The 6,691-nt window shown below is 54.7% G+C and carries 2 protein-coding genes, 1 tRNA gene and 2 rRNA genes; 2 read left to right on the top strand and 3 right to left on the bottom strand.

Features of this window, described 5'->3' with window-relative positions; all coding sequences use genetic code 11:
* Window positions 1-26: 26 nt before the first annotated feature.
* Entirely contained in the window at window positions 27-863 is an 837-nt protein-coding gene (locus tag FHI25_RS19535; protein WP_210520660.1) for an alpha/beta hydrolase, read from the top strand.
* A 1-nt stretch (window position 864) separates the two neighbouring features.
* Window positions 865-2,826 carry a 3-hydroxyacyl-CoA dehydrogenase NAD-binding domain-containing protein gene (locus FHI25_RS19540; protein ID WP_210520662.1) on the top strand — a complete coding sequence of 654 codons (1,962 nt, stop codon included), beginning with the start codon at window positions 865-867 and terminating at the stop codon, window positions 2,824-2,826.
* A gap of 525 nt (window positions 2,827-3,351) precedes the next feature.
* Here the strand turns inward: FHI25_RS19540 and FHI25_RS19545 are convergent.
* The 3 genes from FHI25_RS19545 to FHI25_RS19555 all read right to left on the bottom strand — a co-directional run bounded on the left by FHI25_RS19545 (window position 3,352) and on the right by FHI25_RS19555 (window position 6,539).
* A tRNA-Met gene (locus FHI25_RS19545) sits at window positions 3,352-3,428 on the bottom strand.
* Between the two features lie 115 nt (window positions 3,429-3,543).
* Window positions 3,544-3,658: ribosomal RNA gene (gene rrf / locus FHI25_RS19550) — 5S ribosomal RNA — on the bottom strand.
* Between the two features lie 134 nt (window positions 3,659-3,792).
* Window positions 3,793-6,539 (bottom strand): 23S ribosomal RNA (locus tag FHI25_RS19555).
* Between the last annotated feature and the right edge of the window lie 152 nt (window positions 6,540-6,691).

Consider the following 6,691-nt stretch of genomic DNA (forward strand, 5'->3'; position numbering starts at 1 on the left):
CTGCACGAAATTTCAGGGAACCGACCATGATTACCGACTGGGATGATGCTTATGCCAATGGCGATTACATTGCCGATGCCGCAACCTATCCGGAACTTTGGGCGACCCAGTCGGCAAAGTTTCGCGACGAGCTGAGTGGCGACAATCGCGCCCGGCTCGACATCGCCTATGGTAACGTCCCCCGCGAAAAATATGATCTTTTCCTGCCAACCGGCACGCCAAAGGGCGTGGTCGTGTTCGTGCATGGCGGCTACTGGAAGGCGTTTGATAAATCCAGTTGGTCGCATCTGGCAAATGGTGCCGTGACCAGGGGCTGGGCTGTCTGCATGCCAAGCTATACACTCGCCCCCGATGCGCGCCTTTCTGACATTACCCGCCAGATCGGGGCTGCCATCACCCATGCCGCAGATCAGATTACCGGTCCGATCCACATCACGGGACATTCGGCCGGCGGCCATCTGGTTAGCCGCATGGTCAGCCACACGTCACCGCTTTCGTCCTCCGTTCTGGCACGGATTGAAAACACGGTTTCCATTTCCGGCCTTCATGATCTTCGCCCGCTGCTTCGGACCTCCATGAACGATACCCTCGGACTGGACGCGGCCGAAGCCGAACATGAAAGTGCTGCCCTTCTGAAGCCCTCCTTGCCATGTTCGATCACCTGCTGGGTCGGAGCGGATGAACGCCCGGAATTTGTTCGCCAGAATGATTTGCTGGCCAATATCTGGACCGGCCTTGGCGCCCGCACGCGAAGTGTGCATGCCCCGGACAAACATCATTTCAATGTGATTGCGGATCTCGCCGACCCGGATTCCGATCTCGTTGCCTGTCTGCTTACCCCCATCAGTGCAGAGGACGCATAAAATGTCGACCGTCACACTGACACTTGAAAACACCATTGCGGTTATCACCGTCAACAACCCGCCGATTAACGCGACCAGCCACGCTGTCCGTAGCGGGATCGTCGATGCCCTGGATCAGATTGATGCCAATGATGACATCCGCGCCGCAATATTGATTTGCGACGGCAAGACCTTCATCGCCGGCGCCGATGTCAGCGAGTTTGGCCATCCGCCCAGGGCACCGATCCTGCCAGACGTGATTAAACGCATTGAGGCCGCAACCAAACCGGTCATCGCCGCCATTCACGGACACGCTCTTGGTGGCGGACTGGAAGTGGCCCTTGGCTGCCATTATCGCATTGCCGATAGCACCGCCAAACTTGGCCTGCCGGAAGTCAACCTCGGCCTGATCCCGGGGGCGGGCGGAACGGTCCGCTTGCCACGACTTGTCCCGGTCAGCGAGGCCATCTCGATGATTACCAGCGGCAAACCGGTCTCGGCTGCGAAGGCCAATGAGATCGGCTTGCTTGATGCCATTACCCACGGCGCCTTGGGCGATGCCGCACGCGACTTTGCCAAGACCATCCTCAATCGTGAAACACCGGAATCGCTTCTTGCGAGGGATCCCATCGATGCGCCAAGCTCATCGCAATGGGATGACATAATATCCGCGACGAAAAAGAAGGCCCGTGGTCAGGTCGCCCCGCTTGCCGCCATTTCGGCCATCCGAAATAGCATCGAACACGGCCCTGATGCAGGCCTTGCCTTTGAGCGCGAAAAATTCATCGAACTGCGTGATAGCGATCAGTCAAAGGCACTGCGTCACATCTTCTTTGCCGAACGTTCAGTTGCCAAACTGCCCGAACTTAAAGGTGTTGAACCCAACCCGATCCGTCAGGTCGGTGTGATTGGGGGCGGCATCATGGGGGCTGGCATCGCAACCGCGTCCCTGCTCGCGGGCTTTGATGTCACGATCATCGAACGCGATGAAACAGCTTGTGCCAATGGCCGTGCGACAGTTGAAAAACACCTTTCCGGCAGCCTCAACCGTGGCCTGATCACTCAGGATCGCTTCGATGCTCTGATGGCTTCCCTTTCCACCAGCATTGATTACGCTGTCTTGTCCGATGCCGATCTGGTGGTCGAGGCCGTGTTTGAGGACATGGCGGTCAAACATGATGTCTTTGGCAAACTAGGTCTTCATTGCAAGGCCGATGCGGTGCTTGCGTCCAATACATCCTATCTCGACATCAATGAAATTGCCGCGCGCTGCGTTAATCCACGGCGCGTGATTGGCCTGCATTTCTTCTCGCCCGCCCATATCATGAAGCTGCTTGAGGTTGTCCGAACCGACAAGGTCGACGCCAAAAGCCTTGCAACCGCGTTCGAGTTTGCCCGCGCCCTTGGCAAGATCGCGGTCCCATGTGGTGTCTGTGATGGTTTTATCGGCAACCGGATCATGTCGGCATACCGCAAGCATTGTGAATACATGCTCGAAGACGGCGCACTCCCCCATCAGATTGATGCCGCTATGGTGGAATTCGGCTTCCCTATGGGCCTGTTTGCCATGCAGGATATGGCTGGCCTTGAGATTTCCTGGGCCACCCGCAAACGCTTGGCCCCGTTCCGCGATCCGTCCGAGCGTTATGTCGCTTTGGGGGATTACCTTTGTGAGATGGGCCGTTTTGGCAAAAAGAACGGTCTTGGCTGGTATCGTTATGATGAAAACGGCAAGGCTCAGCCTGATCCGGAGGTCGATGCACTGGTGATCGCCGAATCAGAGAAAAAGGGCATCACGCGCCGCGACTTCACCCACGCGGAAATCATGGATGCCATCCTTGGTGCGATGCGCAGTGAAGGCGACAAGATCCTCGTTGAGGGCATCGCCAACAGTGCTGATGCCATTGATGTCGTGATGATCAATGGCTATGGCTTCCCAAGGCATAAGGGTGGCCCGATGTTTATGACTGCTAAGAAAGATTAGTTGAGAGCTTGCGACCCCTTGCGCAGTCTGAGCGCGGTTTCGCCGTGCTCGACCTTCAGACTAAAAACGTGCCACTGGCACGTTTTCTTGACGTCTTCAGCCTTCAAGTTATGAGAAGGCTCAGAACGCAGGAAGATCGAAGGTTCAAAGACTGTTCCTGCGGGTAATAAAAGACCCTGCCACCGAAGGTGACAGGGTCTTTTTATTGGTTGCGGGGGAAGGATTAGCGCTCGCTTTGCTCGCTCAGCTCCGGCCTGTGGCCTTCGCAAAGAACCTGCAAACAGGCATTGGCCTGTTTGCGATGTTCCAATCCATATGCACCCGACAATCGAACATTAAAAAAGCCCGCCACAAGGGCGAGCTTTTTTGATGTTGGTTGCGGGGGCAGGATTTAGCTACGCGCTTTGCGCTGCGCTGAACCTGCGCAAAGCGTTGCTTTGCTTGGTTTGAACAAGAGGTTCAAAATAACCGCTCCCACCTACAATCAAAAAGACCCCGCCACCGGAGGTGACAGGGTCTTTTTAATGGTTGCGGGGAGAGGATTTGAACCTCTGACCTTCAGGTTATGAGCCTGACGAGCTACCGGGCTGCTCCACCCCGCGTCAGTGGGTGCATTCTGTTTAGGCGCTGGGCTTTAAACAGATAACGCCGCTCATGTTTGAAGCGGCGTTGGATGTTTGGGTGTGTTTATAGGGAATATGCTGCTGTATTTGGAAGGCCCGGCGGTGACCTACTCTCCCGTGCCTTAAGACAAAGTACCATCGGCGCAGGCTGGTTTCACTTCTGAGTTCGGGATGGGATCAGGTGGTTCCCGGCCGCTATGGCCACCGGGCCGTCCAAACACAGCGAAGAGATCGGAGATCTTTGTAAGATCGTGATGTTATGCGAACTATTTATTGTTGTGACGTATTGGTCTTGCTGATTTTACCGCTGCGCAAGTCATATGCAGATCAGTAGCAAGAGGGATCAATCAAGCCGATCGATCAATTAGTACTGGTTAGCTTCACGTGTTGCCACGCTTCCACACCCAGCCTATCAACCTGGTGGTCTTCCAGGGATCTGATAGGGATACCTAGTCTTGAAGGGGGCTTCCCGCTTAGATGCTTTCAGCGGTTATCCCTTCCGCACTTAGCTACCCGGCGATGCTCCTGGCGGAACAACCGGTACACCAGAGGTGCGTCCATCCCGGTCCTCTCGTACTAGGGACAGCTCTTCTCAAGTATCCTACGCCCACGGCAGATAGGGACCGAACTGTCTCACGACGTTCTAAACCCAGCTCACGTACCACTTTAATTGGCGAACAGCCAAACCCTTGGGACCTGCTCCAGCCCCAGGATGTGATGAGCCGACATCGAGGTGCCAAACACTCCCGTCGATGTGGACTCTTGGGGAGTATCAGCCTGTTATCCCCGGCGTACCTTTTATCCGTTGAGCGATGGCCCTTCCACGCGGGACCACCGGATCACTATGACCGACTTTCGTCTCTGCTCGACTTGTCAGTCTCGCAGTCAGGCAGGCTTTTGCCATTGCACTCTTAAGCTGATGTCCGACCAGCCTGAGCCTACCATCGCGCGCCTCCGTTACTCTTTGGGAGGCGACCGCCCCAGTCAAACTACCCGCCATGCAGGGTCCCGGATCCGGATAACGGACCTCGGTTAGATATCAGGAAGCAAAAGGGTGGTATCTCAAAGGTGGCTCCACCATGGCTGGCGCCATGGCTTCAAAGCCTCCCACCTATTCTGCACATTCACATCCTGATACCACTGCAAAGCTGTAGTAAAGGTGCACGGGGTCTTTCCGTCTGACCGCGGGTACTCCGCATCTTCACGGAGAATTCAATTTCGCTGAGTTGGTGTTGGAGACAGTGGGGAAGTCGTTACGCCATTCGTGCAGGTCGGAACTTACCCGACAAGGAATTTCGCTACCTTAGGACCGTTATAGTTACGGCCGCCGTTTACCGGGGCTTCAATTCAATGCTTGCACATCTCCTCTTAACCTTCCGGCACCGGGCAGGCGTCAGACCCTATACGTCGTCTTGCGACTTCGCAGAGCCCTGTGTTTTTAGTAAACAGTCGCCACCCCCTAGTCTGTGCCCCCACCGTAAAGTTGCCTTCACGGTGGGCCCCCTTCTCCCGAAGTTACGGGGGCAATTTGCCGAGTTCCTTCAACACCATTCTCTCAAGCGCCTTGGTATATTCAACCTGCCCACCTGTGTCGGTTTGGGGTACGGTCCATATGTGAGAGTTATTTCCTGGACCTCCTTGGCAGCTTCTCCAATCCAATAAGGAAAAACTACTTCCAGAGGCCGTCACTTCTCACGGGTACAGGAATATTAACCTGTTTCCCATCGACTACGCATTTCTGCCTCGTCTTAGGGGCCGACTCACCCTGCGCGGATTGGCCTTGCGCAGGAACCCTTGGGCTTTCGGCGAGGGAGGTTCTCACTCCCTTTATCGCTACTCATGTCAGCATTCTCGCTTCCGATACCTCCAGCATGCCTTACGGCACACCTTCACAGGCTTACGGAACGCTCCGCTACCACTTGTTCAAAGAACAAGTCCGCAGTTTCGGTGTGTGGCTTGAGCCCCGGTACATCTTCGGCGCGGGACAGCTTATTTAGACCAGTGAGCTGTTACGCTTTCTTTAAACGATGGCTGCTTCTAAGCCAACGTCCTGGTTGTCTTGGCCGTCCTACATCCTTTCCCACTTAGCCACAACTTTGGGACCTTAACTGGCGGTCTGGGCTGTTTCCCTCTCGACCACGGACCTTAGCACCCGTAGTCTGTCTGCCAGATAGTACTCATCGGTATTCGGAGTTTGATTAGGTTTGGTAAGCCGGTAAGGCCCCCTAGCCCATTCAGTGCTCTACCCCCGATGGTATTCGTCTGACGCTCTACCTAAATAGATTTCGCGGAGAACCAGCTATCTCCAGGTTTGATTGGCCTTTCACCCCTAACCACAAGTCATCCCCGTCTTTTTCAACAGACGTGGGTTCGGTCCTCCAGTGACTGTTACATCACCTTCAACCTGCTCATGGCTAGATCACCTGGTTTCGGGTCTAATCCCACAAACTCAATCGCCCTATTAAGACTCGCTTTCGCTGCGCCTACACCTATCGGCTTAAGCTTGCTTGTAAGACTAACTCGCTGACCCATTATGCAAGAGGTACGCTGTCACCCCATAAAGAGGCTCCAACTGCTTGTAGGCATCCGGTTTCAGGAACTATTTCACTCCCCTTATCGGGGTGCTTTTCACCTTTCCCTCACGGTACTGGTACACTATCGGTCGTCAAGGAGTACTTAGGCTTGGAGGGTGGTCCCCCCATGTTCAGACAGGATTTCACGTGTCCCGCCCTACTCGAGGACTTATGCAATTTCTACCCGTACGGGGCTATCACCCACTATGGCCGACCTTTCCAGATCGTTCCGGTTCTTATGCATAAGCCACTGGCCTGGTTCGCGTTCGCTCGCCGCTACTAGCGAAGTCTCGGTTGATGTCCTTTCCTCCGGTTACTGAGATGTTTCAGTTCACCGGGTTCGCCTCGTGCTGCTATGTATTCACAACACGATCACCCTATTGGGTGGGGTTTCCCCATTCAGAAATCTACGGGTCAAAGCCTGCTCTCGGCTCACCGTAGCTTATCGCAGAGTGCCACGTCTTTCATCGCCTCTTGACGCCAAGGCATCCACCAGATGCCCTTATTATGCTTGAGAGATCCCTCAGCTAACTGTTCTGCGGCTTGCGCAGGGGTAAAACCTGCAAAACCACATCACAACTAGTTCGCGATCACGTTCTTTCGTTGCGAAAAATCACAACGGAAAGATCCGTTCTCTTCATATTCCCTATTCACAATGTCAAACATCTC

The organism is Thalassospira sp. ER-Se-21-Dark (assembly GCF_017922435.1).
Classification (GTDB): Bacteria; Pseudomonadota; Alphaproteobacteria; order Rhodospirillales; family Thalassospiraceae; genus Thalassospira.